Genomic DNA, 25277 nt, shown 5'->3' with positions numbered 1-25277 from the left:
CCGATGTCCTTCCCACTGCTCACAGCGACGGCGGTGCTCCCGGCCGTCGGGGCCGTCGCCACGGCCGCCGTACCGGCGGCCCGGCGCACCGCCGCCAAGTGGCTGGCGCTGATCGTCTCGCTCGCCACCCTCGCCCTGGCCGTCACCGTCCTGGTCCGCTTCGACCCGGACGGCGCCCTCCCCCACTCTCGAACAGGCTCGAGCGGGGGGACCCCCTTCCAACTCACCGAGTCCCACTCCTGGATCGCGGCCTTCGGGGTCCGCTACGAACTGGGCGTGGACGGCATCGGGGTGGCGCTGGTGGCGCTGACCGCGCTGCTGATCCCGTTCGTGGTCCTGGCCGGCTGGAACGACGCCGAGCCGCTGGAGACCGGCAGCCGCCGCTGGCGGCCGACCCAGGGCTTCTTCGCCCTGATCCTGGCCGTCGAGGCGATGGTGATCATCTCCTTCGAGGCCACCGACGTCTTCCTCTTCTACATCTTCTTCGAAGCCATGCTGATCCCGATGTACTTCCTCATCGGCGGCTTCGGCGACCGTGCCCACGAGCACGGCGAGGAGACGGCGTCGACCCAGCGGTCGTACGCGGCGGTGAAGTTCCTGCTCTACAACCTGGCCGGCGGTCTGATCATGCTGGCCGCGGTGATCGGGCTGTACGTGGTCGCCGGGAACTTCTCGCTCGCCGAGATCGCCCAGGCCCGCGCCGACGGCTCCCTGCACATGGCCACCAGCACCGAACGCTGGCTCTTCCTCGGCTTCTTCTTCGCCTTCGCGGTGAAGGCGCCGCTGTGGCCGCTGCACACCTGGCTGCCCAACGCGATGGGCGAGTCCACCGCCCCGGTCGCCGTCCTCATCACGGCGGTCGTCGACAAGGTGGGCACCTTCGCGATGCTGCGCTTCTGCCTCCAGCTGTTCCCCGAGGCCAGCAAGTGGGCCACGCCGGTGATCCTGGTCCTGGCCGTGATCAGCATCATCTACGGGGCGCTGCTCGCGGTGGGCCAGCGGGACATCAAGCGCCTGATCGCCTACGCGTCGATCTCGCACTTCGGCTTCATCATCATGGGCATCTTCGCGATGACCAGCCAGGGCCAGTCCGGCGCGACGCTCTACATGGTCAACCACGGCATCTCGACGGCCGCGCTGCTGCTGGTCGCCGGATTCCTGATCTCGCGGCGCGGCTCCCGGCTCATCGCCGACTACGGCGGCGTCCAGAAGGTCGCGCCGGTCCTGGCCGGCACGTTCCTGATCGGCGGCCTGGCGACCCTGTCGCTGCCGGGTCTCGCGCCCTTCGTCAGCGAGTTCCTGGTCCTGGTCGGCACGTTCACGCGGCACCCGGCGATCGGCATCATCGCCACCTTCGGCATCGTGCTGGCCGCGCTGTACACCCTCGTCCTCTATCAGCGGACGATGACCGGCCCGGTCAAGCCCGAGGTCTCGGCGATGCCGGACCTCAAGGTGCGGGAGCTGGTGGTGGTGGCGCCGCTGATCGTGCTGCTGATCTTCCTGGGCGTCTACCCGAAGCCCGTGACGGACATCGTCAACCCGGCGGTCAAGCAGACCATGTCGGACGTACACAAGACCGATCCCAAGCCCGAGGTGGAGGCGGCCAAGTGAGCGCAGCAGCCGTCCACAGCCTGTGGACAACCGCGGCCGACCCGATCTCGAAGATCGACGCGCCGAAGATCGAGTACGGGCAGCTCTCGCCCACCCTGATCGTCGTCGGCGCGGCGATCGTCGGGGTGCTCATCGAGGCGTTCGTCCCGCGCAAGTCCCGCTACTACGCACAGGTGTTCGTGTCCGCCGTCGCGCTCTGCGCCGGCTTCGCCGCCGTGGTCGCGCTGGCGGCCGACGGGTACGGCACCACCAAGGCGCACATCGCGGCGATGGGCGCCATCGCCGTCGACGGCCCGTCCCTGTTCCTCCAGGGCACCATTCTCCTCGCGGGACTGGTCGGCCTGTTCACCTTCGCCGAGCGGCGCCTGGACCCGGCGGCGCACGGCACCCGCGTCGACTCCTTCGCCGCGCAGGCCGCGTCCGTGCCGGGCGGCGACGGCGAGAAGGCGGCGGTGCGGGCCGGGTTCACCACCACCGAGGTCTTCCCGCTGCTGCTCTTCGCCGTCGCGGGCATGCTGGTGTTCCCCTCGGCGAACGACCTGCTGACCCTGTTCGTGGCCCTGGAGATCTTCTCCCTCCCGCTCTACCTGCTGTGCGCCCTGGCCCGCCGCAAGCGGCTCATGTCGCAGGAGGCCGCGGTCAAGTACTTCCTGCTGGGCGCCTTCGCCTCCGCCTTCACCCTGTTCGGCATCGCCCTGCTGTACGGCTACGCGGGCTCGGTGTCCTACGCCGCGATCGGGCGGGTCGTCGAGGGCGACGTCCCGAGCGTCGACCCGGCGCTCGCCGACACCATGGGCAACGACGCGCTGCTGCTGATCGGCGCCGCGATGGTGGTCATGGGCCTGCTGTTCAAGGTGGGCGCGGTGCCGTTCCACATGTGGACGCCGGACGTCTACCAGGGCGCGCCGACCCCGGTCACCGGGTTCATGGCGGCGGCGACCAAGGTGGCCGCGTTCGGCGCGCTGCTCAGGCTGCTGTACGTGGTGCTGCCGGGGCTGCGCTGGGACTGGCGGCCGGTGATGTGGGGGGTGGCCATCGTCACCATGCTGGTCGGCGCGATCGTCGCGATCACCCAGACCGACATCAAGCGCCTGCTGGCGTACTCGTCGATCGCGCACGCCGGGTTCATCCTCGCGGGTGTCATCGCCACCTCGAAGGACGGCGTCTCCTCCGTGCTGTTCTACCTGGCCGCGTACTCCTTCGTGACGATCGGCGCCTTCGCGGTGGTCACGCTGGTGCGCGACGCGGGCGGCGAGGCGACGCACCTGTCGAAGTGGGCCGGGCTCGGCCGTCGCTCCCCGCTGGTCGCGGCCGTGTTCGCCGTGTTCCTGCTGGCCTTCGCCGGCATTCCGCTGACCAGCGGGTTCGCCGGGAAGTTCGCCGTGTTCAAGGCGGCGGCGGAGGGCGGTGCGGCGCCGCTGGTGGTGATCGGTGTGATCTCCTCGGCGATCGCGGCCTTCTTCTACATCCGGGTGATCGTGCTGATGTTCTTCAGCGAGCCGCGGGCGGACGGGCCGACGGTGGCGGTGCCCTCGCCGCTGACCATGACGGCCATCGGCGTCGGCGTGGCGGTCACGGTGGTCCTGGGTGTGGCCCCGCAGTACTTCCTGGACCTGGCGAACCAGGCGGGAGTGTTCGTGCGCTGAGGCCGTCCCCCGGCGCACGCCGCTGCCCGGCTCCTCCGTCCGCGGAGGGCCGGGCAGCCGTATGAGCGGGGGGAGAAGGGGGACGGTGGCCGTACGGGCGGATCGTAGTGTGTGCGGATCCTCGCACCGGCGGCCTGTGGACAACTCGGGGGTCTGTCGGTGCGGACCCCTATCGTGGAGGCAGTGGTCGAGGGACGACGCACGGGGGACGAGACGATGAGCGGGACGGGTGGTGTCACCGAGATGCCAGTGACGGACAGCGAGGCGCTGGCCACGCTGCACCGGGTCTTCGGGTACGAGGCATTCCGGGGCGAACAGCAGGCGGTCATCGACCACGTGGTGGCGGGCGGCGACGCCGTCGTCCTCATGCCCACCGGTGGCGGCAAGTCGCTGTGCTACCAGATCCCGTCCCTGGTCAGACCCGGTACGGGCATCGTGATCTCCCCGCTGATCGCGCTGATGCAGGACCAGGTGGACGCCCTGCGCGCCCTGGGCGTGCGCGCCGGCTTCGTCAACTCCACCCAGGACTTCGACGAGCGGCGCGTGGTGGAGGCCGAGTTCCTGGCGGGCGAGCTGGACCTTCTCTACCTGGCGCCGGAGCGGCTGCGCCTGGAGGGCACGCTCGACCTGCTCTCCCGCGGCAAGATCTCCGTCTTCGCCATCGACGAGGCGCACTGCGTCTCCCAGTGGGGCCACGACTTCCGCCCCGACTACCTCGCGCTGTCGCTGCTGGGCGAGCGCTGGCCGGACGTGCCGAGGATCGCCCTCACGGCGACCGCCACGCACGCCACCCACCAGGAGATCACCCAGCGGCTGAACATGCCGGGGGCCCGGCACTTCGTGGCCAGCTTCGACCGGCCCAACATCCAGTACCGCATCGTGCCCAAGGCCGACCCCAAGAAGCAGCTGCTGGCCTTCCTGCGCGAGGAGCACGCGGGCGACGCGGGCATCGTGTACTGCCTGTCCAGGAACTCGGTGGAGCGGACGGCGGAGTTCCTGTCGGCCAACGGCGTGGAGGCGGTGCCCTACCACGCGGGCCTGGACGCGGGGACGCGTGCCGCGCACCAGTCCCGGTTCCTGCGCGAGGACGGCCTGGTCGTGGTCGCCACGATCGCGTTCGGCATGGGCATCGACAAGCCCGACGTGCGGTTCGTCGCCCACCTGGACCTGCCCAAGTCCGTCGAGGGCTACTACCAGGAGACCGGCCGCGCCGGCCGCGACGGCCTGCCGTCGACGGCCTGGATGGCCTACGGACTCAACGACGTCGTACAGCAGCGCAAGCTGATCCAGTCCGGCGAGGGCGACGAGGCGTTCCGCCGCCGGGCCGCCGCTCACCTCGACTCGATGCTCGCGCTGTGCGAGACGGTCCAGTGCCGCCGCGGCCAGCTCCTCGCCTACTTCGGCCAGGAGCCGGGTGCGGCCGGGTGCGGCAACTGCGACACCTGTCTGACGCCGCCCGAGACCTGGGACGGCACGGTCGCGGCGCAGAAGGTGCTGTCGACGGTGGTGCGGCTGAAGCGGGAGCGGGGGCAGAAGTTCGGCGCCGGCCAGATCATCGACATCCTGCTCGGCAAGCGCACCGCCAAGGTGATCCAGTTCGACCACGACCAGCTGTCCGTGTTCGGCATCGGCGAGGAGCTGACCGAGGGCGAATGGCGGGGCGTCGTACGGCAGCTGCTGGCCCAGGGCCTGATCGCGGTCGAGGGCGAGTACGGCACGCTGGCGCTGACCGACACGAGCGCCTCGGTGCTGCGGCGCGAACGTGAGGTGCCGCTGCGCAAGGAGCCCAAGCGGCAGGCCGCCGCCAAGTCGGGCGCGTCGTCCGGCTCGGGGCGGGCCAAGGGCGGCAAGGCCGCGGCGGCCGAGCTGCCCGAGGAACTGCAGCCCGCCTTCGAGGCCCTGCGCGCCTGGCGCGCCGACCAGGCCCGCGAACAGGGCGTCCCGGCGTATGTCATCTTCCACGACGCCACGCTGCGCGAGATCGTCACGGTCCGGCCCACGTCGGTGGCCGAGCTCGGCGCGGTCGGCGGGGTCGGCGAGAAGAAGCTGGCCACCTACGGCGAGGGCGTCCTCGGGGTGCTCGCGTCACTGGACGGTCCGTCCGGCCCGGCGACGGCCCCCGCGGACGAACCGGACCCGGCGGGGGAGTGGCCCGACGCTGAGCCGGAGCCCGAGCCGGACTGGACATAGACGCCCGGCACACCCGGGACACCTGGCGGGCCCGGCGCCCCCGCACGCCCGGCACACCTGGCGGGCCCCGGCGCCCCGCACGCCCGCACACCTGGCGGGCCCGGCGTGATGGGCAGGCCTGGTGCGCCTGGCGGGCCGGTAGTCCTGGCACGCCCGGCAGGCCCTGCCCTGCCCGACCCGGCTCTGCCCGACCCGGCTCTCCCCGGCCCGGTGCGGCCCCTCGCCGGACCGGCGTGACTCGGCCCCGGCCCATTGCCTGACCGGTGTGACTCCGGGCGTGGCCCGTCGCCGAACCGTTGTGACTCGGGGCGCGGTCGTCGCCGGGGCCGGTGGCGGAGCCGTGAGTGCCTGCCGCCGGCCCCCGGGAAGGGGACGGCGGCGGGCGGTCACAGGGCACGGAGGGCGTAGGCCCTGACGTCGGCGTCCGGGTCCGTCGTGGCCGTGGCCAGGGCGGCGCGGGCGGCCTGTGCGGCACGGTGCCGGGCCAGCGCCAGGACGGCCGCCTTGCGCACGTCCGCGTTGGGATCGGCGAGGGCCTTGGCCAGGACCGGGACGGCGATGCCCGAGTCCGCGGCGGACAGGGCGGTCGCCGCGCCGGCGCGGACCTGCCAGGCCGGGTCGGCCACGGCCGCGACGGCGCGCCCGGCGAGCGCGGGCGGGCACCCGGCCGAGGCCAGGGCCTCGAACGCCGCGCCGCGCACCAGGGCGTCCGCGTCGCCCGTCAACCGCTGAAGGGCGGAGGCGGCGTGCGGATCGCCGGGCAGGCCGGCCAGCGCCTTGGCCACCGTGACCCGCACCTCGCGGGAGGCGTCACCGGCCGCGCGTGCCAGCGGCTCGGCGGCGTCGACCGAGACCAGGGCGCGCACGGCCTCGACGCGCACGGCGGTGTCCGGGTCGGTCAGGGCGGCGGCGAACAGCCCGGCGTCGCCCAGGCGCAGCGCGCGCAGGACGTCCAGGGCGGCGGCCCGGACCACCGGATCGGGCTCGGCCAGCGCCTCGGTGAGGCCGCCGCACAGGGCCGGGTCGGGCGGCAGGGTCTCGACCAGCTCCCGCAGGGACGCCGCCGCGGCGGCGCGGACATCGCCGTGCGGGTCGCGCAGGGCGGTGGCGAGCGCGGGGCCGGTCCCGGCCGGCACGGTCTCGGTGAGCACCCCCACCGCGGCGCGCCGCACGTCGGCGTCCGGATCGGTCAAGTAGGAGCGAAGCTCGGGCAGTTCGGGTTCCGAGTCGGCGAGGGCGACCAGTTCGAGGAGGCGTGCGGAGGAGTCGGCGCCCAAAGCGGCGGGGGCGCCGGCCGGGGACGGAGCCGCGGCGCCGGGGGCCTGGGCCGCGTCGGGGGCCCGGGACGCGTCGAGCGGAGCGGGGGCGGCGTCCCGTGACCCGGCCGTCGCCACGTCCTCGGCGCGCACCTCGCCCAGGTGCCGGGAGGGGCCGCCCACGGGGGCGAAGCCCTCGACCGGGACCAGATAGGGAGCCACGGGCCGGGCCGTGAACTCCATCGCACCGGAGGGGGACTTGTGCAGATCGAGATGGTGGAACCAGGACGCGTCGTCGCGATGGGGGTGGTCGAGTCGGTCGTGGTAGAGGCCCCAGCGGGACTCCGTGCGGGCCAGGGAGGCGCGGGCGGCCATCTCCGCGCAGTCGCGGATGAAGGTGACCTCGGCGCAGCGCATCAGCTCGTGCGGCGTGGCGGCGCCCATCGCGGCGATGTCGGCGTGCATCCGCTCGAAGGCCTCCAGGGCGAGCGAGAGCCGGGCGCCCGACTTGGGAGGGGCCACGTAGTCGTTCACGAAGCGGCGCAGCTTGTACTCGACCTGGGTCTGCGGCGGGCCGTCCGGGTTGCGCAGCGGACGGTAGACCAGCTCGTGAGCCTCGCGCACCTGGTCCTGGGGCAGCTCGCCCTCGTAGGGGCGGTACCGCGCGGCGTCCTCGCCCGCCAGTTCCCCGAAGACGAACGCGCCGATCATGTAGTTGTGCGGCACGCACGCCAGGTCGCCGGCCGCGTAGAGGCGGGGGACGGTCGTCCTGGCGTGGTCGTCGACGCGTACGCCGGAGGCGGAGTGGCCGCCGCACAGGCCGATCTCCGAGATGTGCATCTCCACGTCGTGGGTGCGGTAGTCGTGGCCGCGGCCGGAGTGGAAGGTGCCGCGGGTGGGGCGTTCGGTGGAGTGCAGGATCGACTCCAGCGCCGAGACCGACTCCTCGGGCAGATGGCTCAGCTTCAGGTAGACCGGCCCCCGGTCGGAGGCCACCTCCGCGGCGAACTCGGCCATCATCTGGCCGGACCAGTAGTCGGAGTCGACGAACCGTTCGCCGTGCCGGTTGACCTGGTAGCCGCCGAACGGGTTGGCGACGTAGGCGCAGGCCGGACCGTTGTAGTCCTTGATCAGCGGGTTGATCTGGAAGCACTCGATGCCGGTCAGCTCGGCGCCCGCGTGGTAGGCCATGGCGTAGCCGTCGCCCGCGTTCGTGGGGTTCTCGTAGGTGCCGTAGAGGTAGCCGGAGGCAGGCAGGCCGAGGCGGCCGCAGGGCCCGGTGGCGAGGATCACCGCGCCCGCGCGGACGACGACGAACGCGCCGGTGCGGGTGTGCAGCGCCGCCGCGCCCACCGCCCGGCGGTCCTCGCCCTCGCCCGCCGTCAGGACGCGCACCGGCATGAGCCGGTTCTCGATCCGGATGCGCTCGCGCATCTCGCGCCGCCGCAGCTGCCGGTACAGGACCTTCTTGACGTCCTTTCCCTCGGGCATGGGCAGCACGTAGGAGCCGGAGCGGTGCACCTGCCGCACCGCGTACTCGCCGTGCTCGTCCTTCTCGAACTTCACCCCGTACGACTCCAGCCGCCGCACCATGGCGAAGCCGCGGGTGGCGGTCTGTCGGACGGTGGACTGGTCGACGACGCCGTCGTTGGCGCGGGTGATCTCGGCGACGTATTCGTCGGGTTCGGCACGGCCGGGGACGACCGCGTTGTTGACGCCGTCCATGCCCATGGCGAGCGCGCCGGAGTGCCGCACGTGCGCCTTCTCCAGCAGCAGCACGTTCGCGCCGCGCTCGGCCGCGGTCAGGGCCGCCATGGTGCCGGCGGTGCCGCCGCCGATGACGAGGACGTCGCAGGTCAGTTCTTCTGCGTCGGTGAGGGCGGGAATCTCCACCTGGGGGCCTTTCAGGTACCGAGGGAGGACAGGACGTCGCGCCGCAGCGCCGTGCGCGCCGGGTCGTCGCGCCCCGCACGCTCACGCGGGCGCGGCACGTCGCGTACGGCGAGCAGGTGGCCGGCGCCGAGCAGCGCCACGCGGTCGCCGAGGAACAGGGCCTCGTCCACGTCGTGGGTGACGAAGACGACCGTCGCGCCGGTGCCGGCCAGCACCTCCACCAGCAGGTCCTGCATGCCGGCGCGGGTCTGGGCGTCGAGCGCCCCGAACGGCTCGTCCATCAGCACGGCGCGCGGGCTGCCGGCCAGGGCGCGGGCCAGCTGGGCGCGCTGGCGCTGCCCGCCGGAGACCCGGTGGGGCAACTGCCGCGCCTGTGCGGCCAGTCCCACGCGTTCGAGCCAGGTCCCGGCCCGTTCGCGGCGTTCGCGGCGGGGGCGGCCGGCGATGGCCAGCGGGAGTTCGACGTTGGCGCGCAGGGTGCGCCAGGGCAGCAGGGCGTCCTCCTGGAAGACCAGCGCGCGTTCGGCGCAGGGCCCGGTCAGCGGCCGGCCGTCCTGGGCGACCGTCCCGGCCAGGGGCGGCAGCAGGCCTGCCAGGGTGCGCAGCAGCGTCGACTTGCCGCAGCCGGAGGGACCCACGACGGTGAGGATCTCGCCGGGGGCGACGTCCAGGTCGACGGCGTCCAGGGCGGGTGCGTCCGGGCGGCCGAGCACCGCGCCGGCGAGGGTGAGCCGGAGGCCGTGCCCGGGGGCGGACAGCGCCCGTTCCTCCTCCCCTCCGGCGGTGGCCGTCCGGGCAGCCTGGGCCGTTCGCGCCGCCTGGGCCGTCCGGGTCTCAGACGAGGTGCTCATCACGTGCCTCCTCGGGTTCCTCGCGCACGGTGGCGGGGGTGAGCGGCGGCGTGGCCGGCCGCTGCGGGCGGGGCCGGACCACGGGAGCCCGCGAGGCGCGCGGCAGCCAGTGGGTCAGACGGCGGCCGAGGAGTTCCACGGCCGTGGAGGTCAGCCAGCCGAGCACGCCGACGGTGACCATGCCGACGAAGACGCCCGGGTAGTCGACGACCGTGTAGTCCTGCCAGGTGCGGTAGCCGACGCCGTACTGGCCGGAGATCATCTCGGCGGAGATCACGCAGATCCACGACACGCCGATGCCGACCGACAGCCCGCCGAAGATGCCGGGCAGCGCACCGGGCAGCACCACCGAGGCCAGCACGCGCCACCGGCCGCCGCCCATGGTGCGCACCGCCTCCTCCCAAACGGGGGTCAGCGCGCCGACCGCGTGCCGGGTGGAGACGAGCACCGGGAAGAAGGCGGCGGTGCAGGTGATGAAGACGATGCCCTGCTCGTTGGAGGGGAAGAGGAGGATCGCGACGGGCACGAGGGCGATCGCCGGGATCGGGCGGACCACTTCCAGGAGCGGGCCGAGCAGGTCCTCGGCGAGGCGCGAGCGGGCCACGATCACACCGGTGGCCACGCCGAGGACGGCGGCCAGCAGGAAGCCGGTGAGGATCCGGGTGAGGCTGGCGCTCAGGTCCGTCCAGTAGTCGGCCCCGGACAGCCGGCCGGCCAGGGCGTGGGCGACGTCGGTGACCGTCGGGAACTGCGAGAAGCGCAGCCACAGGTCGATCCTCCGGCTGGTCAGCAGCTGCCACAGGCCGAGCGCGGCGGCGAGGGCGAGCACGCGCAGCGCGTAGCGGGCGGCCCGCGCGGTCCGCCCGGTCATGACGCCCGCTCCAGCGCGTCGGCGTAGGAGACGGTACGGGCGCCCGGGTGGGCGGCGGCGTAGGCGTGGGCGGTGGCCGGTGCCACGAACGGCAGCAGTCCGGACCCGTCGGCGACCCACACCGCCTTGTCGGCGAACCACAGGGTGCCGGTGGTGGCGTCGGGGACGTAGGCGGCGCGGATGCCGGCGCGGTGTCCGGCCACGTAGGCCAGGAGCTGCTTCGGCGTCCTGAAGGCGCGGGTCCGCTCGGCGCCCTTGTCCCACACCTCGCTCGCCGCGGGCGGCGGGGCGGCGGTGAGGGCCTTCGGGTACGCCGTGCCGAGCGCCTTGCGCACGTACCGGTCGTCCACGAAGGAGTCCACGTCGATGTCGCCGGTCAGCTCGGCGTCCTTCAGGATCGACACGTCCTGCTTCAGTGCGGACACCAGCTGCGGTTTGACGGCCGGGTCGAAGGTGGCGACGCCGTGCGCGCCGTTGTAGAGGTAGACGACCTCGGCGGGCAGGGCGGTGGCCCGCGCGACCCGCTCGGCGGCGTCGACCGGGTGGGCGTTCAGGTAGTCCGTGGCCTGGGCCTGGGCCTTGAGGAAGGCCTCCAGGACGGCGGGGCGCTCTTCGGCGAAGTCCGCGCGGGCCGTGACGCCGTGGAAGGTGGGCAGGTTCAGCTGGGCGCCGTCGTACAGGGCCTTCGCCTTGCCCTGGTAGGCGAGGAGGCCGGGCCAGGCGACGAACTGGGACAGCGCGTCGACGCTGCCGCCCGACAGGGCCGAGGCGCCCACCGCGGGCTGCTGGTTGAGCTTCTCGATCCCCTTGTCCGGATCGACGCCGGCGCGCCGCAGAGCGCGTACGAGGGTGCCGTCGGCGGCGGAACCGAAGCTGGTGGAGACCTTCTTGCCCTTGAGGTCCGTGAGGGAGGCGAGGGCGGAGCCGGGCGCGGTGACGATGGTGTTGAGGCCGCCGCGCAGGTTGTAGCCGGTGACCGAGACCAGGCGGGTGGGCCGGCCGAGCTGCTTGCCGCGGGCCGCGTTGATCAGCAGCGGGAAGTCGCCCATCGAGCCGATGTCGATCTTCCCCGCGGTCATCTGCGCGGTGATCGGGGCGCCGGTGGCGTAGTCCTGCCAGGAGACCTTGTAGGTGTGGCCGTCGTGGAGGGAGCCCAGCTGCTTCTCGAAGTAGCCCAGGGAGCGCAGGAGGGTTCCGGCGGTGACGGTGTTGATGGTCCTGGACTGGTAGCCGACGGTGACCGTGACCGTGTGGCCGTCACCGCCGGCCGACGCGGCGCCGCCGCAGGCGGACAGCGGGAGGAGCAGGGCGATGGCGGTCAGGGCGACCGGGGTGCGTTTCATGGGGAGTTCGGCCTCTCACCGGAGCAGATAGGGCATGTTGACCGTCACGGCTCCGGTGGGACAGCGGGCCGCGCACGGGCCGCAGTACCAGCACTCGTCGACGTGCATGTACGCCTTGCCGCTGCTGGTGTCGATGGCGAGGGAGTCGAGCGGGCACATGTCCACGCACAGCGTGCAGCCGTCGATGCACTTCGACTCGTCGATGGTCACGGGCACGTCGGCCCGCTGGGGCACCAAGGGCATGGCTGTCTCCAGGGAGGTCGTACGTCGGGGTGGAGGCGGGGAAGAGGCGCGCGGGGGCGACGAGCAGGCGGGGCGGGTCAGCGGGAGCGCCGCAGCAGACCGCCCATGGTGATGCGGTCGCCGCGGAAGCGGATGAACTCCAGGTCCACCGGGCGACCGTCGTCGAGGTGGGTGAGCCGTTCCAGCATCAGGACGGCCGCACCGCGCGGGGCCTGGAGCACGGCGGCGGAGTGGGCGTCCGCGTTCACCGCCTCCAGGGTGATCTCGGCGTGCCCGAGGGGGCGGCCGGTGATGGCCTCCAGGAGGCGGAACACGTCGGTGTTCTCCAGGTCGGCGTCGAGCAGGGCGGCGCCGATGTCGAGCGGGACGTAGGTGAGGTCGAGGGAGAGGGGGAGGCCGCCGAGGCGGCGCAGGCGTTCGATGCAGAGGACGTCGGCGCCGGCCGGGACGCGCAGGCGTTCGGCCACCGGGGCGGGCGCGGGCGCGGGGCCCATGGTGCGGACCTCGTTGGTGACCCGGCCGTGTTCGCGCAGGGTCTCCGCGAGGCCCATCAGACGGTCGAGCCCGTGCGGGTACTTCTGGGCGACGACCACCGTGCCGACGCCGGGCAGGCGTTCGACGAGGCCTTCGGCGCGGAGCAGGTCCAGGGCCTCCCGGACGGTGTTGCGGGAGGCGCGGTAGTCGGCGGCGAGCGTGTCCTCGTGGGGGAGCGCACCGCCGGCGAAGGCGCCGGTCAGCAGTTGCCTGCGGAGCAGGTCCGCGAGCTGCCGGGCCCGGTCGGCGCGCAGCCGGCGCCGGGCCCGGTGGGCGGCGACGGTGGTCGCGGCGCCCTGGGCGGCGTGGTCCCGGATGCGGTCGGAGGCTGGCATGGCCCGAACCATACCGAGCGGGTAGGGAAAGTCGTGTTGCTGAAGTGTTGCGCCATGTCGGGAGCCCGAAGGACCGTCCCTGACCTGCGGGTTCCCCGGTGCTGTGCGGGAGATCCGCCAGCTGTTCCCACGGCTGCGCGGCTCCCGGTCCGCACGGCTCGGGGGTCAGCTCAGCGCCGTCAGTCCGGGCGCGAAGGTGATCAGCAGGGGCAGCAGCGGCACCAGGGCGGCCACGGCCGTCGTCAGGGCCCTGCGCCTGCGGTCCAGCCGGGGCCGGGGTTCGAGGAGGCGGTCCACGCGCTCGCCGAGCAGACGGTGGCTGGAGGCGCAGGAGAGGACCCCGCGGTGCTGGTTGAGCTCGATCAGGGCGAGGGCCGTGGTGAGGTGGCCGTGGCGCCGGGAGGCGGTGTCGTCGGCGGCCAGCTCCACCAGGCGATGGGTCTGGTCGCAGAAGTGAGCGAAGAGCGGGACGCGCGGGAAGCCGGTGGCCAGCGCGGTCGACAGGTGCAGCAGCCAGTCGTGGTGGGCGCGGGCGTGCCCGCGCTCGTGGGCGAGGACCGCGTCGAGCTGGTGACCGGTGAGACGGTGCAGGGCGCCGGTGGTGACGACGAGCTGGGGCGGATGGCCCGGCATCCACCAGGCGTCCGGGTACTCGTCCTCCAGCACCAGCATCGGGCCGCGGGCCGCCGGGAGCCCGGCGGGCAGTTCGGGGGCACGCTCCCGCAGGTGCGCGCGGGCCCGGCCACGGCGCCGGCGGACCTCGGCGAGCTCCCGGCCGAGCATCGCCGTGGTCCAGGCGGCCCCGCACGCCAGCAGCAGGGTGAGCACGGCGGCCCAGACCGGGGCGGCCGACAGGTCGTAGGCGGCGGTCACGGCGGGCGGCGCGGGTGCGAAGACCCGGTCGCGCACGGTGTGGAAGACGGCCGCGGTGCCCAGCACCAGGGCGGCCAGGCAGCACAGCAGCACGGTCGCGACCAGGCACTGCCACACCCACAGGGCGACCACGGGGTCCCGTTCGGGCCACGCGGCCCGGGTCAGCGCGCGGGGGGCCGGTACGGCGGCCGTCAGTGCGACGGCGCACAGCAGGAGCAGGCAGACGGTCATGCCACGGACTCCGGATCCTGATCGGAGGTGGGGCGGATGTCGGATGGTGCTCTGGGGCGTCCGGCGCGGTGCCGCGCGCGGCCTGCCGTCAGTATGACGGTGCCGGACGGCAGGAGTCAGGACCCGGCGGCGACCGAATTCCGACGGCGTACGGCGGGGCGGCACGCCCCGCCCCGCCTCGGCATCAGGCCGTCACGATCCGCCCGGTGACCTCGCCCAGGCCCACCGGGGCGCCGCCCGCGCCCGGAGCCTGGGCCGACAGGGTCACCACGTCGCCGTCCTCCAGGAACGTCCGCTTGCCGTCGGGCAGTTCGAGCGGCTCCCGGCCGTTCCAGGTGAGCTCCAGCAGCGAGCCGCGCTGCGCCGCCTCCGGGCCGCTCACCGTGCCCGAGCCGTACAGGTCGCCGGTGCGCAGGGAGGCGCCGTTGACCGTCATGTGGGCCAACTGCTGGGCGGCCGTCCAGTACATGGTGGAGAAGGGCGGCTCGGACACCACGTGCCCGTTGATCGCGACGGAGATCCGCAGGTCGTAGCCGCCGGGCTCGTCCGCCGAGTCGTCGAGGTAGGGCAGCAGCGGGTGCGTCCGCTCCGGCGGGGCCACCCGGGCGTCCTCCAGCGCGTCCAGCGGGGTGATCCACGCCGACACCGACGTGGCGAACGACTTGCCGAGGAACGGGCCGAGGGGGACGTACTCCCAGGCCTGGATGTCGCGCGCCGACCAGTCGTTGAGCAGGCACAGCCCGAAGACGTGCTCCCGGAAGTTCTCCAGCGACACCGGTTGCCCCGTCCGCGAGGGCACGCCCACCACGAAGCCGACCTCGGCCTCGATGTCCAGCCGGACGGAGGGCCCGAAGACCGGAGTGGGGTCGGTGGGGGCCTTGCGCTGGCCGGCGGGGCGCACGATGTCGGTGCCCGACACGACGACCGTGCCCGAGCGGCCGTGGTAGCCGATCGGCAGGTGCTTCCAGTTGGGGGTGAGCGAGTCCGCCGCGTCCGGGCGGAAGATCCGGCCCACGTTCCGCGCGTGGTTCTCCGAGGCGTAGAAGTCGACGTAGTCCGCGACCTCGAAGGGCAGGTGCAGGGTGACCGAGGACAGCGGGTGCAGGAACGGGGCGACGGTCTCCTGGTGGGCCGGCACCGTCACCCACGCGGTCAGCGCGCGGCGCACGTCCGACCAGGCGGTGCGGCCGGCGGCCAGCAGCGGGTTCAGCGTCGGCCGGGCGAGGAGGGCGGCGTACGGGGAGCCGAGCGCCATGGCCGCCGCGCCCGCGTCCAGGACGTGGTCGCCGAGCCGGACGCCGACGGTCTTCTCCTGCGATCCGGCGCGCGAGAAGACGCCGTAGGGAAGGTTGTGCGGACCGAAGGGGTCGCCCTCGGGGACCTCGAAGGGGGGCATCGGGTACTGCCTCTCTTTCGTGTGCCGTGCGTTCCGTTGGATCAGGCCACACGTTCATGTGGTCGGGCCACACGTTACGGGGGCGCCGACCGTCTTGGGCAGTGCCTGAAGAGCTCGCGATGTCCCAATTGGCCTTGTCGGAGAGGGTGATTCCGGCTTGGCGTCCTTTGGGGAGGCGGACGGGGTGGGTCCGCTCCGTAGGGGGCACGTGGGGGCCCGTGGCCGGGCGAGCCGTGGGCGTGCCGTTCGGGGCCGACCGGGACGTGCCGGGCGTGATCGTGAGACGGCGGACCCCGACCACCGACCAGCAGGCCGCCGGGCAACGGGAGTTGGGGGAGGACGGCCGGGGCGGCGGAGCGTGCCGGCGCCGTCCGGTTCCCGTGGTTCCCGCCGTGCGAGGGGTCCGTATTCTCTGATCATGGCCGCTCCCGTTCCCCCCGCATATGCCCTCATCGCCACTGACCTGGACGGGACGCTGCTGCGCGGCGACGACACCGTGTCCGACCGGTCCCGTGCCGCGCTCGCGCGGGCGGCCGCGGCCGGCGCCCGACACCTCGTGGTGACCGGACGGCCGGCGCCGAGGGTGCGGTCACTGCTGGCGGTCCTGGGCGCCACCGGACTCGCCGTGTGCGGCCAGGGCGCGCAGCTCTACGACGCCGGGACGGACCGGCTGCTGTGGTCGGTCACCCTGGACCGGGAGACCGCCGAGACCGCGCTCGGCAAGATCGAGGCCGAGGTGGGCGAGGTGTACGCCGCGGTCGACCAGGACGGCGTGGACGGGCTCACGCTCATCGAGCCGGGGTACCGCATGCCGCACCCCACCCTGCCCGCCGTGCGGGTCGGACGGCGCGAGGAGTTGTGGCGCGCGCCCATCAGCAAGGTGCTGCTGCGCCACCCGCACCTCGGCGACGACGAGCTCGCGGCGGCGGCCCGCGGCGTGGTCGGCTCCCTGGCGACGGTCACGATGTCGGGCCCGGGCACCGTCGAGCTCCAGCCGTGCGGCATCACCAAGGCGACCGGGCTGGCGCTGGCCGCCGAACACCTGGGGCTCGGGCGGGAGAGCGCCCTCGCCTTCGGCGACATGCCGAACGACATCCCGATGTTTCGGTGGGCGGCCCGGGGCGTCGCCATGGCCAATGCCCACCCCGAACTCAAGGCGGTGGCCGACGAGGTCACCACGTCGAACGAGGACGACGGCATCGCCGTCGTCCTCGATCGGTTGTTCGCCTAGGCGGGCCGGGCGCGGCCGGTGCGGTCCGGCCGTGCCCGGCCCGTCCAGGTCCGTGTTGGTGCTTCGTCCCGCCGGGCCCGGCGTCGTCTCCGTCAGGCAGATTCCCGTCAGGTCCGGCGGGCCGTCCCTCAGTACGCGCTGTAGACGTTGTCGATCGAGCCGTACCGCGCCGCCGCGTAGTTGCAGGCGGCCGTGATGTTCGCGACCGGGTCGTAGATGTCGAACGACGTGCCGGCCACGTGGTACGTGTTGAACGTCGGCTGGATGACCTGCAGCAGGCCCTTGGACGGGATGCCCTTGGCGGCGTTGGAGTCCCAGAGGTTGATGGCCATCGGGTTGCCGGACGACTCCCGCATGATGTTGCGGTGGATGCCGTTGTAGGAGCCCGGGATGCCCTTCTCGGCCATGATCGCGAGGGACTCCCGGATCCAGCCGTCGAGGTTGTTCGGGTAGGAGACCGAGCTCACGGCCGTGGTGGTGGCCGGGGCCGCGGAGGCGCTGGTGGCGCCGATGAGCGGGACGGCGAGAACGGCGGCGCCCGTGCCGCTGACGGCGAGGGTGCGGAGGATGCGGGCGGTGCGGGAACGACGCTGACCGTTTGCGGACATGCGGGACTTCCTCTCCGTCGCCTGCGAGGTGAGCTGTCGGGTTCGGGCGGGGAGGTGCCCGGCCGCGCCCCGAAGGGCACGGCTTCACCCCGAGCCGTTCCGGCGTGGCGTACGACGTTGGACGACGTACGGCGCTCCGGCCCGGCGACTTACCTGGGTCCCCCGCTCCTGCCATGGGTGTCGGTTCGTTGGATTCGGGCGGCGGCAGGATTCGGCGTTCCGCCCGACGGCCCGGAACGTATGCGAGAGCACATGTCCAGAACAAGTACCGAAACCACACCTCGCCCTAATTGACCTTGGTCTGGGGTGTTTGGGATGCTTGATCCTTTGCGATCGCCAACACTCAACTGGCTTACGGGACACGGTGAAGCGGTGAGGTCCGGTGCGTGTGGGCCCGACGGTCCGCCGTGACCCAACTCACGGTTTGTTTAGCTGCGGAGCATTTACGGCTAAGCGGAATTGGGATGCCAATACGGTTAAATCGGGCCATGGAGGGAGTTGGTGTGATGGTCGTCACGTCGAGTGACGTCTTGGCCCTGGCGCACGTGTGTACCTGTGAGCGTGTGTGCGAGTGAGGGCGGCCACGGGGAAGAGGAGTGAGTCGATAAATATCTGTTCATACGTGGCGATCGCATGCATATCGGGCGTGACCGATACCGCCTGGCCTGTATCGGTGGGCGCTAGCGGTGATCGAAACCTGACCGGATACGCTGACTTGAGTGATGGCAGCGACCTATCGACAAACCGTGTAATCGCCAGCAGACACCAGCAGACAGGAGACCCCTCGTGACCGTCGTCGGGCCGTTCGGGCTGAGCGTGCGGGACCAGGCTGTCGAAGCCGATGTCCAGGCCGGGTTGGCGGCTGTCGAGGAAGGGTTGCTCGAAGCCACCAAGAGCGAGGTCCCCTTCATCACGGAGGCCGCGCAACACCTCGTCAAGGCGGGCGGGAAGCGGTTCAGGCCCCTGCTCGTGATGCTCGCGGCGCAGTTCGGCGACCCGTACGCGCCGGGGGTCGTGCCGTCGGCCGTGGTCGTGGAGCTGACCCACCTGGCCACGCTCTACCACGACGACGTGATGGACGAGGCCGCGGTGCGCCGCGGCGTGGCCAGCGCGAACACCCGCTGGGGCAACTCGGTCGCGGTCCTGACCGGCGACTTCCTGTTCGCCCGGGCCTCCCAGATCCTCGCCGACCTCGGGCCGGAGGCGGTCCGCGTCCAGGCGCTGGCGTTCGAGCGGCTGGTCACAGGGCAGATCCTGGAGACCGCGGGCCCGCAGGACGGCCGGGACCCGGTCGACCACTACCTGGACGTGCTGGGCGGCAAGACCGGATCGCTCGTCGCCGTCTCCTGCCGGTTCGGCGCGATGATGTCCGGGGCCGACGAGACGGTCGTGGACGTGCTGACGCAGTACGGCGAGCGGCTGGGCGTCGCCTTCCAGCTCGCAGACGACGTGCTGGACATCGCCTCCGACGCGCACGAGTCCGGCAAGACGCCCGGCACCGATCTGCGCGAGGGCGTCGCGACCCTGCCCGTCCTGCGGCTGCGCGAGCGCGCGGCACGGCTCGGGCTGGCCGAGGACATCGCGCTGTGCGAGCTGCTGGAATCCGACCTCGGTGACGACGCCCGGCTCGCCGAGGCGCTGGCGGCGCTGCGGGCGCACCCGGCCCTGGAGCAGGCCCGCCGGGACACCGTCCGCTACGCCGAGGAGGCGCGGGCCGCGCTGGCCCCGCTGCGGGAGTGCGACGCGAAGGCGGCGCTGCTGCAGCTGTGCGACGCGGTGGTCCACCGCGCCGGCTGAGGGCTGTCCCGTGCTCCCTGGCGGGCGCGCGACGACAGCCACGGCACTCCCCCAGCCTCCGGCCGGGGCTACCCCCACGCCGCGTTGTCGGAACGCCCGCAGACATCCAGTGTTCGGGCGTCCCTCCGCCTTGCGATGCTCTCCCCCACCGCCTGAACGGCGTGGGAGGCGCTCCCAGCGTCTGACGCCGCACGCTGACCCACCAGGGATCACGGGACGGCCCTTGGCGCGCGTGCGCTCCCGGCGCTCCGGATTCCGCCGCGCGACGCGGTGGTCCACCGGGCCGGCCCGGCGCCGGTGCGCCGGACGGCCGGGCGATGCCGGGTCATGCCGTGGTCTTCCGCGCCCGTCGGGCGGTGCCGTGTGATGCCGTGGTCCTTCGTGGACGTCGCGCGGCGCCGTGTGACGGGGTGGCGCGACGGGGCGGCGGGGCTCAGCCGTCCGCTTCCACGTCCGTGTGGCCGCGCGTTCCGCTGTCCTCTCGGTGCCCGCCCGGTCCAGTCGCCCGCTCCTGGCGGCCTCCGTCCCCCGCCCCGAGCCCTGCGGCGCCCGGCGGGCGGCCTCCTCCCGGCGGTCCGCCCCGGCCGGCCCCCTAGGGGTGGGGGGAGGGGCTTGCCCCCGGGTGTCATACCGCAGGCGTAGGCGGAGTTGCCTCCGCGGGCTGACGTCTGCGAGCCGTCGATTTGGTCAGATGGAACCACGGACCACACCACTCCTCACCGATTCGGGTGAGAATGGCGGCTCGGGGTGGGAGCAGCAGAGACGGGGAGCCGCCGCCGACGACGGAGGTAAGGCACACATGGCACCGTACGAATCCGACGACAGCAGGAGCGCCGAGGAGGCCGACGGCCGGTACTCGGCACGGCGCAAGGCCGCGCGCTACGCCGTCCCGGTCGCGGTGGTGGGGGTGGCGGCGGCGACCATCGGGCTCGTCCCGGCGCTCGCCGACTCCGGCGACCCCGACCTGCCGAAGATCACCGCACAGCAACTCATCGACAAGATCGCCCAGTCGGACGTCCAGCAGCTGTCCGGCACCGTCAAGATCAGCACCGACCTGGGCCTGCCGGACCTCGGCGGCCTGACGAGCGGGCTCACCTCCGGCGCGGCCGGGGGCGGTTCCGGCTCGTCCGCCGACCCGTCCGCCAAGCTGACCGAGCTGGCCTCCGGCACGCACACCCTGCGCGTCGCGGCCGACGGGCCGGACCGGCAGAAGGTCTCCCTGATCGAGAGCGCCGCCGAGTACAGCCTGATCCACGACGGCAAGGACGTCTGGGGCTACGACAGCAAGTCCGACGAGGTCTTCCACGGCACCGCCGCCCAGGACGGGAAGAAGGGCGAGGCGCCCGCCACGCCGAAGGACTTCGCCGACCAGGCCCTGAAGTCGGTCGACGACACCACCTCGGTGACGGTCGACGGCACCGCCCAGGTGGCCGGCCGGGACGCCTACAAGCTGGTCATCAAGCCCAAGCACGCCTCCGGCACCACGGTCGGCGCGATCAGCATCGCGGTGGACTCCCGGACCGGGCTGCCGCTGAAGTTCACGCTGACCCCGGCGGGCGGCGGCGCCGCCGTCGTGGACGCCGGCTTCACCCGGATCGACTTCGCCAAGCCGGCCGCCGGGACCTTCGACTTCACCCCGCCCAAGGGCGCGAAGATCACCGAGGACAAGGACGCCAAGGCTCCGCGGCACTCCCGCGCGTCCGGCGCCCCCCAGGGAGGACTGGCCCCGGGCAAGGGTCCCTTCGAGGGCGGGGAGGGCATGAAGGTCCTCGGCAAGGGCTGGAACTCCGTCGCCACGTTCGACACCGGCGCCAAGGGCGGCATCCCGTCGTCCTCCGGCAAGGGTGACCTGAACGGCTTCCTCGGCTCGCTCGGCGACCATGTGTCCGGCGAGTTCGGCAAGGGAACGGTCTTCTCCACCCGCCTGATCAACGCCCTGATCACGGACGACGGCAAGGTCTACGTCGGCACGGTCACCAAGGACACGCTGGTGAAGGCGGCCGACGCCGGGCGGTGACCGGACGCGAGGGGCACGACCGAATCGAGGAAGCCGATGGACGAGGCGTCCGCCACGGAACCACGCCCTGAGGCGGAGCGTGCCCCGGCCCCGCCGCCGGTGACCGCGTCGCGGCCGGCGCCGGACCCGACGGGCCCGGGTACGGTCCCGGCGGCGCGGCCGTACGCGGCCGAGGCGGCGGCGCGGGACACGGGGGACGACGACGAAGTCATCCACACCCGGGCGCTCACCAAGCGCTACCGCGGCGGGCAGCTGGCCGTCGACGGTCTCGACCTGACCGTCCCGGCGGGCAGCGTCTTCGGCTTCCTCGGTCCGAACGGCTCCGGCAAGACCACCACCATCCGCATGCTGATGGGGCTCATCGAGCCCACCTCCGGCACGGCGCGGGTGCTCGGGCGGCCCATGCCCCGCTCCGCCCGTGCCGTGCTCCCGCACGTCGGCGCGCTCATCGAGGGACCCGCCCTGTACGGCTTCCTCTCCGGCCGCGACAACCTGCTGCGCCAGGACGCCGCCGACCCGACCGCCGATCCCCGCACCCGTCGGGCCCGCGTCGCCGCCGCGCTGGACCGGGTGGGTCTGACGGGCGCCGCGGGCAAGAAGGCCAAGGCGTACTCCCTGGGCATGAAACAGCGCCTGGGCCTGGCCGCCGCACTGCTCCGGCCGCGCCGGCTGCTCGTCCTGGACGAGCCGACCAACGGCCTCGATCCGCAGGGCATGCGCGAGATCCGCGCCCTGGTCCGGGAGCTGGCCTCCGACGGCACGACCGTCTTCCTCTCCTCCCACCTGCTCGACGAGATCGAGCAGGTGTGCACGCACGCGGCGGTCATGGCCCAGGGCAGGCTCATCGCCCAGGGCGCGGTCGCCGAACTGGCCGCCGGGGCGCGCGGCCGGCTGGTGGTCGCCACGCCCGATCCGGGCGAGGCGGCCCGGGTGCTGAAGGAACAGGGCGTCGGCGACATCGCGGTCGGCGGCGACCGGGTGACCGGCGAACCGCCGGAGCGCGACCTCGCCGAGGTGAACGCCGCGCTGGTGACGGCGGGCGTCCGCGTCCGCGGCTTCGGCGTCGAACGGGCGTCACTGGAGGACGCGTTCGTCGCGCTCACGGGAGAGGGGTTCGATGTCGCGGGCTGAGTCGGTGACACTCCAGGGCGGCGCCGGCGTACGGGCGGCGGGTCCGCTGTGGACACTCGGGCTGCTGCGCAGCGAACTGACGACCACGTTCCGGCGGTGGCGCACCCTCGCCCTGCTCGGGGTGCTGGCCGCCGTGCCGGTCCTCGTCGGGGTGGCCGTCCGGATCGAGACGAGGGGTGGTGCGCCGGCGCACGGGGGCGGTGAGGGGCCGGCCTTCATGGCGCAGATCACCAACAACGGGCTGTTCCTGGTCTTCACCGCGCTGGCGGCGACACTCCCGGTGTTCCTGCCGCTGGCCGTGGGGGTGGTCGCGGGGGACGCGATCGCCGGCGAGGCCGACGCGGGCACCCTGCGCTACCTGCTCGTCGCCCCGGCAGGCCGCACCCGCCTGCTGCTCACCAAGTACGTCACGGTGATGGCGTTCTGCCTGGTCGCCACGCTCGTCGTCGCCGTGTCGGCCCTCGCCGTGGGCGCGCTGCTCTTCCCGCTGGGCGACCTGACGACGATCTCCGGCACGCGGATCGGCTTCGCGGACGGGCTGGGCCGGGCCCTGCTGATCGCCCTGGTCGTCGCCGCGTCGCTGACCGGCCTCGCGGCGCTCGGACTGTTCGTCTCGACGCTGACCGACAGCGGCATCGCGGCCATGGCGACGACCGTGGGGCTGCTGATCACCATCCAGATCCTCGACCAGATCCCGCAGTTGCACGCGATCCAGCCGTACCTCTTCCCGCACCGCTGGCTCTCCTTCGCCGACCTCATGCGCGAGCCGGTCTACTGGGACGACCTGCTGAAGAACCTCGAACTGCAGGCGCTGTACGCGGCGGTGTTCGGCTCGGCGGCCTGGGCACGGTTCACGACGAAGGATGTCACCGCTTAGGCCGCCCGCGGCGGCTGGGGGATGCGCAGGACCTCTTAGGGCGGAGGGCCGCTGCCTTCTCCGGCGGAGGGTCGCTCAGGTCCTGGTCCTCTCCGGGCGGAGGGTCCGTCAGCGGTGGTGCGTCGCCGTGGCGGTGAGGCGGGCCAGGGGTTCGGCCTCGCGCGGCGGCCTGCCGCTCAGGTCGCCGACGCGCCAGCCGGGCACCCACGGGACGCGGTGGACCTCGACGACGGCCTCGATCGGCCGCACCCGCTCGGCCAGTTGTCGCGGCAGCCGGCCCGGCGCGTCCGCGACGAGCACGACGGCCGCCAGGCCGAGCCCGGCCGGGGCCGTGCCCCGGCGGAACACCTCCACGGCCCGCCCGGCCGCCGCCAGCCCGGCCGCGTGCGTCCGGGCGACGAGCAGCACCGAGCAGGGCGCGCCGGGCCCCGGCCAGTCCCGTCCGCAGTCGTGGCCGCCGTAGACGGCCGCCAGGGTGGTCGTGCCGGCGCCGCCGTGCGCGGCCACCCAGGAGTACCCTCCGGGCGTGCCGGAGGGCATCGGCCCGGGCATGCCCGGGCCGTGGCCGGGCATACGCACCGGTGCGCCGGTGACGGGGCCGTTCACGGCCTCGGCGCCGGGATGGGAACCCGCGTGGGCGTGGGCGGCGGCCACCGGCCCGCGGATCCATATCTCCGGTCCCCGTCGCACACCACTTCGCATGCTCGTTCCCTCCCTCGTCATCCCGGTGTTCGTGTCGCTCGGAGCGTTACCCCGGTCACAGGGGCGCGGTTCCTGGTGCGAGTCTGTGACGTCGTGGTGACGTGGGGAGCGCAGGCGAGCGGAGAGACTCGACAGTACGCGCAGGGCCGGACGGCTCGCATCCGAGTGAGGGAGACGATGTCTCGACTGAGCCGCGAGAAGAAGCGGGAAGAGAAGCGCGCCGCGCGCTCGGCGGCGTCCGTGGCGGTGCCGATCGCCGTCCATGTGCCCGCGGACGGAGCCGGAACGGGACCTGCGGACGGGACCGGCGCGGGCCACGCGGCCGGCACCGGCGCCCCGGTCTGGGCCTCGGTCGACGGCGTGCGGATCCAGTCGGCCCCCGGCGAGGAGATCCAGCAGGCCGTGCTGAACCACCTGCACCGCCTCGCCCTCGCCGCCGGCCGGCCCGTCCTCGCCACGGTCACCGACGAACGCATCGGTTACGTCGTCCCCCTCCAGGTCCGCGCGGACGGCTCCAGCGTCTTCACGGCCGAACCCCTGCGCACGGCCGAACCCCTGCGCACGGCCGCCGCTCCGGAGCCTGCCGGGCCCGCGCCGTGGCCGCCGGGGGCCGGGCAGATCCACGAGCCGCCCCGGGAAGCGCCCCGGCAGGACGAGGGTCCGCGGCAGGACAGGCCCACGCGTGTGCTGCGGCGGGTGCCGGAGCCGGCCCGGGAGCCCTCGCCCACGTTCCCGTTGCGCGCGGTGCCCGAGGCGCGGTCGGCCGCCGAGGCCGCCCCGCCCCTCGCGCCGCGCCCCGAACCGGACCCGGCCCACGGCACGGCCGGTGGGGACACGACCGGCCGGACCACGCCTCCCGCCGTGCCCCCGGGCACGCCGCAGGGCGCCGGGGTGGCGCCCATGGGGCGGTTCGGCCCGCCGCCGGTGATGGACGCCGCCCCGGCCGACGCGGGCCTGCGGCCCGTAAGCGCGTCACGCGGCACCGCCCCGCGCGCCGCGGTCCTGCCGGAGGCCGTCATGGCCGCCGCCGACCCCGACCCGAAGCCCACTCCCGCCCGCGGCTTCGACGCCGTGGCCGAGGCGGTGCTCGGCGACGACCCGAGGATCGCGGACGGCGAGGAGGGCCCCGTCCTGCTCGCCGAACCCCTGGCGCGGATCAACGAGGCGGTCAGGGCGGGCCGGATCGAGGAGGCGGCCACTCTCGCCTCCGGGACCGTCACGGAGGCCTCCGGCACGCTCGGCCCGGAGCACCCCGAGGTGCTGCGGCTGCGGGAGCTGCTGGCATACGTCGCCTATCTGGCGGGCGAACCGCTGCGTGCCTTCCGGATCTCGCTCGACCTGGCCCGCGTCCACCGTCGCGCGGGGGACGCCGAGGGCGCCTACGGCGACGTCCAGAGCGCGGCCACGGCCTGGCGCGCGGTCCGCGACCCCGGGCAGGGCCTCGACCTCGGCCGCGAGCTGATCGCGCTGTGGACCGGGCTCACCGAGGAGGAGGGGCCGGCCGCCGAGGACATCGAGGAACTGGAGTCCGCCCACGCCCGGATGGACCGCCTCACCGAGCGAGCGCGCCGGCAGGCAGCCGAACCGGCCGGCCGCCCCGCCCCCGGCCGAGAGGACTGACGGGCCGATCCGGTCCCGCCG

General features: G+C 73.6%; 19 protein-coding genes and 1 riboswitch. Of the genes, 9 read left to right on the top strand and 10 right to left on the bottom strand.

Annotation, left to right across the window (positions count from 1 at the left end):
- Positions 1-3 precede the first annotated feature (3 nt).
- From ACH5A8_RS20105 to recQ, 3 genes are all read left to right on the top strand, one after another.
- Entirely contained in the window at positions 4-1611 is a 1608-nt protein-coding gene (locus ACH5A8_RS20105; RefSeq protein WP_399003703.1) for an NADH-quinone oxidoreductase subunit M, read from the top strand.
- Positions 1608-3257, top strand: coding sequence for an NADH-quinone oxidoreductase subunit NuoN (nuoN, locus tag ACH5A8_RS20100; protein WP_399003701.1), 1650 nt, complete (start codon positions 1608-1610; stop codon positions 3255-3257). Before ACH5A8_RS20105 ends, nuoN begins: the two co-directional genes overlap by 4 nt.
- A gap of 216 nt (positions 3258-3473) precedes the next feature.
- Complete coding sequence (gene recQ, locus ACH5A8_RS20095) at positions 3474-5447, top strand: DNA helicase RecQ (RefSeq protein WP_399003962.1); 1974 nt, start codon at positions 3474-3476, stop codon at positions 5445-5447.
- Between the two features lie 386 nt (positions 5448-5833).
- Here the strand turns inward: recQ and ACH5A8_RS20090 are convergent, their stop codons facing one another.
- The 8 genes from ACH5A8_RS20090 to fahA all read right to left on the bottom strand — a co-directional run bounded on the left by ACH5A8_RS20090 (position 5834) and on the right by fahA (position 15273).
- Positions 5834-8596: a fumarate reductase/succinate dehydrogenase flavoprotein subunit gene (locus ACH5A8_RS20090; RefSeq protein ID WP_399003699.1), complete on the bottom strand. Its 2763-nt coding sequence runs from the start codon at positions 8594-8596 to the stop codon at positions 5834-5836.
- Positions 8597-8607: 11 nt separating this feature from the next.
- Positions 8608-9447 carry an ABC transporter ATP-binding protein gene (locus tag ACH5A8_RS20085; RefSeq protein WP_399003697.1) on the bottom strand — a complete coding sequence of 280 codons (840 nt, stop codon included), beginning with the start codon at positions 9445-9447 and terminating at the stop codon, positions 8608-8610.
- Positions 9431-10318, bottom strand: coding sequence for an ABC transporter permease (locus ACH5A8_RS20080; RefSeq protein ID WP_399003695.1), 888 nt, complete (start codon positions 10316-10318; stop codon positions 9431-9433). Before ACH5A8_RS20080 ends, ACH5A8_RS20085 begins: the two co-directional genes overlap by 17 nt.
- Positions 10315-11661 (bottom strand): ABC transporter substrate-binding protein, encoded by a 1347-nt coding sequence (locus ACH5A8_RS20075; protein WP_399003693.1) that lies wholly within the window; start codon positions 11659-11661, stop codon positions 10315-10317. The genes ACH5A8_RS20080 and ACH5A8_RS20075 overlap by 4 nt, the downstream gene beginning before the upstream one ends.
- Before the next feature lie 15 nt (positions 11662-11676).
- Positions 11677-11904, bottom strand: coding sequence for a ferredoxin family protein (locus ACH5A8_RS20070; protein ID WP_053852588.1), 228 nt, complete (start codon positions 11902-11904; stop codon positions 11677-11679).
- Between the two features lie 77 nt (positions 11905-11981).
- Positions 11982-12773: a GntR family transcriptional regulator gene (locus ACH5A8_RS20065; protein ID WP_399003690.1), complete on the bottom strand. Its 792-nt coding sequence runs from the start codon at positions 12771-12773 to the stop codon at positions 11982-11984.
- 165 nt (positions 12774-12938) lie between these two features.
- The gene (locus ACH5A8_RS20060; RefSeq protein ID WP_399003688.1) at positions 12939-13877 is read right to left on the bottom strand and encodes a M56 family metallopeptidase; all 939 of its coding nucleotides are present in this window, start codon (positions 13875-13877) and stop codon (positions 12939-12941) included.
- Positions 13878-14061: 184 nt separating this feature from the next.
- The gene (gene fahA, locus ACH5A8_RS20055; RefSeq protein ID WP_399003686.1) at positions 14062-15273 is read right to left on the bottom strand and encodes a fumarylacetoacetase; all 1212 of its coding nucleotides are present in this window, start codon (positions 15271-15273) and stop codon (positions 14062-14064) included.
- 418 nt (positions 15274-15691) lie between these two features.
- On the opposite strand from fahA, the gene ACH5A8_RS20050 reads away from it, so the two are divergent.
- Positions 15692-16504: an HAD family hydrolase gene (locus tag ACH5A8_RS20050; RefSeq protein WP_399003684.1), complete on the top strand. Its 813-nt coding sequence runs from the start codon at positions 15692-15694 to the stop codon at positions 16502-16504.
- Between the two features lie 128 nt (positions 16505-16632).
- Here the strand turns inward: ACH5A8_RS20050 and ACH5A8_RS20045 are convergent, their stop codons facing one another.
- Positions 16633-17112, bottom strand: a complete 480-nt coding sequence (locus tag ACH5A8_RS20045) for a transglycosylase SLT domain-containing protein (RefSeq protein ID WP_399003682.1) — start codon at positions 17110-17112, stop codon at positions 16633-16635.
- 5 nt (positions 17113-17117) lie between these two features.
- A riboswitch (cyclic di-AMP (ydaO/yuaA leader) is annotated at positions 17118-17308 on the bottom strand.
- A 590-nt stretch (positions 17309-17898) separates the two neighbouring features.
- Here ACH5A8_RS20045 and ACH5A8_RS20040 point away from each other — a divergent pair.
- The 4 genes from ACH5A8_RS20040 (at position 17899) to ACH5A8_RS20025 (ending at position 22934) form a co-directional block, all read left to right on the top strand.
- Positions 17899-18909 (top strand): polyprenyl synthetase family protein, encoded by a 1011-nt coding sequence (locus ACH5A8_RS20040; protein WP_399003680.1) that lies wholly within the window; start codon positions 17899-17901, stop codon positions 18907-18909.
- Positions 18910-19708: 799 nt separating this feature from the next.
- On the top strand, positions 19709-20926 hold the full coding sequence (locus ACH5A8_RS20035; RefSeq protein ID WP_399003678.1) for an outer membrane lipoprotein carrier protein LolA: 1218 nt from the start codon (positions 19709-19711) through the stop codon (positions 20924-20926).
- A 36-nt stretch (positions 20927-20962) separates the two neighbouring features.
- Entirely contained in the window at positions 20963-22057 is a 1095-nt protein-coding gene (locus tag ACH5A8_RS20030) for an ABC transporter ATP-binding protein (RefSeq protein WP_399003676.1), read from the top strand.
- Entirely contained in the window at positions 22044-22934 is an 891-nt protein-coding gene (locus tag ACH5A8_RS20025; protein ID WP_399003674.1) for an ABC transporter permease, read from the top strand. The genes ACH5A8_RS20030 and ACH5A8_RS20025 overlap by 14 nt, the downstream gene beginning before the upstream one ends.
- 108 nt (positions 22935-23042) lie before the next feature.
- Here the strand turns inward: ACH5A8_RS20025 and ACH5A8_RS20020 are convergent, their stop codons facing one another.
- Positions 23043-23636, bottom strand: coding sequence for a DUF6668 family protein (locus ACH5A8_RS20020; RefSeq protein WP_399003672.1), 594 nt, complete (start codon positions 23634-23636; stop codon positions 23043-23045).
- Between the two features lie 177 nt (positions 23637-23813).
- On the opposite strand from ACH5A8_RS20020, the gene ACH5A8_RS20015 reads away from it, so the two are divergent.
- Positions 23814-25256, top strand: a complete 1443-nt coding sequence (locus ACH5A8_RS20015; RefSeq protein ID WP_399003670.1) for a tetratricopeptide repeat protein — start codon at positions 23814-23816, stop codon at positions 25254-25256.
- The last annotated feature ends 21 nt before the right edge of the window (positions 25257-25277 follow it).

It is taken from the genome of Streptomyces sp. NPDC018610, assembly GCF_044391765.1.
GTDB lineage: Bacteria > Actinomycetota > Actinomycetes > Streptomycetales > Streptomycetaceae > Streptomyces.
This window is presented reverse-complemented; position numbering and strand designations above follow the sequence as displayed.

Excerpts from the sequence above, each read along its gene's own strand:
- ACH5A8_RS20105 (WP_399003703.1), top strand. The coding sequence starts at position 4 with ATGTCCTTCCCACTGCTCACAGCGACGGCGGTGCTCCCGGCCGTCGGG.
- recQ (WP_399003962.1), top strand. The coding sequence starts at position 3,474 with ATGAGCGGGACGGGTGGTGTCACCGAGATGCCAGTGACGGACAGCGAG.
- ACH5A8_RS20085 (WP_399003697.1), bottom strand. The coding sequence starts at position 9,447 with ATGAGCACCTCGTCTGAGACCCGGACGGCCCAGGCGGCGCGAACGGCC.
- ACH5A8_RS20080 (WP_399003695.1), bottom strand. The coding sequence starts at position 10,318 with ATGACCGGGCGGACCGCGCGGGCCGCCCGCTACGCGCTGCGCGTGCTC.
- ACH5A8_RS20075 (WP_399003693.1), bottom strand. The coding sequence starts at position 11,661 with ATGAAACGCACCCCGGTCGCCCTGACCGCCATCGCCCTGCTCCTCCCG.
- ACH5A8_RS20070 (WP_053852588.1), bottom strand. The coding sequence starts at position 11,904 with ATGCCCTTGGTGCCCCAGCGGGCCGACGTGCCCGTGACCATCGACGAG.
- ACH5A8_RS20065 (WP_399003690.1), bottom strand. The coding sequence starts at position 12,773 with ATGCCAGCCTCCGACCGCATCCGGGACCACGCCGCCCAGGGCGCCGCG.
- ACH5A8_RS20060 (WP_399003688.1), bottom strand. The coding sequence starts at position 13,877 with ATGACCGTCTGCCTGCTCCTGCTGTGCGCCGTCGCACTGACGGCCGCC.
- fahA (WP_399003686.1), bottom strand. The coding sequence starts at position 15,273 with ATGCCCCCCTTCGAGGTCCCCGAGGGCGACCCCTTCGGTCCGCACAAC.
- ACH5A8_RS20050 (WP_399003684.1), top strand. The coding sequence starts at position 15,692 with ATGGCCGCTCCCGTTCCCCCCGCATATGCCCTCATCGCCACTGACCTG.
- ACH5A8_RS20045 (WP_399003682.1), bottom strand. The coding sequence starts at position 17,112 with ATGTCCGCAAACGGTCAGCGTCGTTCCCGCACCGCCCGCATCCTCCGC.
- ACH5A8_RS20035 (WP_399003678.1), top strand. The coding sequence starts at position 19,709 with ATGGCACCGTACGAATCCGACGACAGCAGGAGCGCCGAGGAGGCCGAC.
- ACH5A8_RS20030 (WP_399003676.1), top strand. The coding sequence starts at position 20,963 with ATGGACGAGGCGTCCGCCACGGAACCACGCCCTGAGGCGGAGCGTGCC.
- ACH5A8_RS20025 (WP_399003674.1), top strand. The coding sequence starts at position 22,044 with ATGTCGCGGGCTGAGTCGGTGACACTCCAGGGCGGCGCCGGCGTACGG.
- ACH5A8_RS20020 (WP_399003672.1), bottom strand. The coding sequence starts at position 23,636 with ATGCGAAGTGGTGTGCGACGGGGACCGGAGATATGGATCCGCGGGCCG.
- ACH5A8_RS20015 (WP_399003670.1), top strand. The coding sequence starts at position 23,814 with ATGTCTCGACTGAGCCGCGAGAAGAAGCGGGAAGAGAAGCGCGCCGCG.